1 protein-coding gene is annotated in these 1,358 nt (G+C 51.9%); it reads left to right on the forward strand.

Going from position 1 to position 1,358, the window contains the following annotated elements; translation table 11 throughout:
* A partial coding sequence (plsB, locus tag KDK13_RS17410) for a glycerol-3-phosphate 1-O-acyltransferase PlsB (protein ID WP_257286259.1) occupies positions 1-1,358 on the forward strand: 1,358 nt, incomplete at both ends.

Below are 1,358 nucleotides of genomic sequence, written 5' to 3' on the forward strand. Positions count from 1 at the left end.
CTTCATGGCCGACAAACCATGGTGTATTTCAGCCCTGCCCTGTCACTGCAGGAAATCATGGGTGACAGTAACAACCATGCCCGCAGCGTCCGCAAGGTAAACCGGATTCTCCGTGTCCATTTCCGCCAGAAAAAAGCGTCGGTCCTGGGGCCGGATCTTTCTCACCGTCGTATGCTGGTCAACAGCCTGATTCATACGCCCAGAATTCAGAAAGCCATTGCTGCAGAAGCTGCAGCCCGGGAAATCACCCTGGCAGAAGCCGAGGCAAAAGCCAGAAAGTATGCCAATGAAATCGCCTCTGATTTCTCCATGCCCGTTATCCGTTTCCTGGATATTATCCTGACCTGGTTCTGGAACAAGCTTTACAGCGGCGTAAAAGTCAATCATGTCGAGCCATTAAAGGCACTGGCACAGAGCCATACGATTGTTTATGTGCCCTGCCATCGAAGCCATATCGATTACCTGCTGCTGTCGTACGTTCTGTTCTATGAAGGTTTACCGCCTCCCCATATTGCGGCGGGCATTAACCTGAATATGCCGGTCGTTGGCACCATTCTGCGTAAGAGCGGTGCCTTTTTCATGCGCAGAACATTCCGTGGCAACCCGCTCTACAGCATGGTATTCCATGAATACATGTACACACTGACCAATAAAGGGTTTGCTACCGAGTATTTCATCGAAGGCGGTCGCTCAAGAACCGGTCGGACCCTGGCGCCAAAAACCGGCATGCTGTCCATCACCGTCCGCAGCTTCCTGCGTGATAATCGCAAGCCTCTGGCCTTTGTACCGGTCTACATCGGTTATGAAAAGCTGCTGGAAATGGCCAGCTATCTGGGCGAACTCAGAGGTGAGGCCAAGAAAAGTGAGTCACCCATGGATATCGTTCGCACACTGGCAGCGCTCAGGAATGAATTTGGTAAGGCATGGATTACCTTTGGTGAGCCAGTAGACCTGGGTTCATTCCTGAGCCTACAGGTACCCAACTGGAAAGAGAGTTCTGGTTCCGATGACAAACCGGACTGGCTGGTAAAAACCACGTCGAATCTGGGAGACATGCTGGCTGGCAGAATCAACTCTGCGGCGGTCATCAATCCGGTAAACCTGGTTGCCATTGCCCTTCTCTCGTCTCCAAGGCATGCTCTGGGTGAAGAGGAGCTGATTCGACAGCTGGATGGCTATACACGTCTTCTGTCCATGGTTCCCTACAGTGACCGGACGGCAATGACCGATCTGGATGCCCGCAGCATGATCCACTATGTGGAAAACCTGCAGCTGGTCCAGAGAAAGACCGATGCGCTTGGCGATATCATCAGCATGGATGAAAAAACAGCCATTTCCATGACGTATTATCGCAATAA

Origin of the sequence: Endozoicomonas sp. SESOKO1 (assembly GCF_024606265.1) — a bacterium.
Taxonomy (GTDB): domain Bacteria; phylum Pseudomonadota; class Gammaproteobacteria; order Pseudomonadales; family Endozoicomonadaceae; genus Endozoicomonas.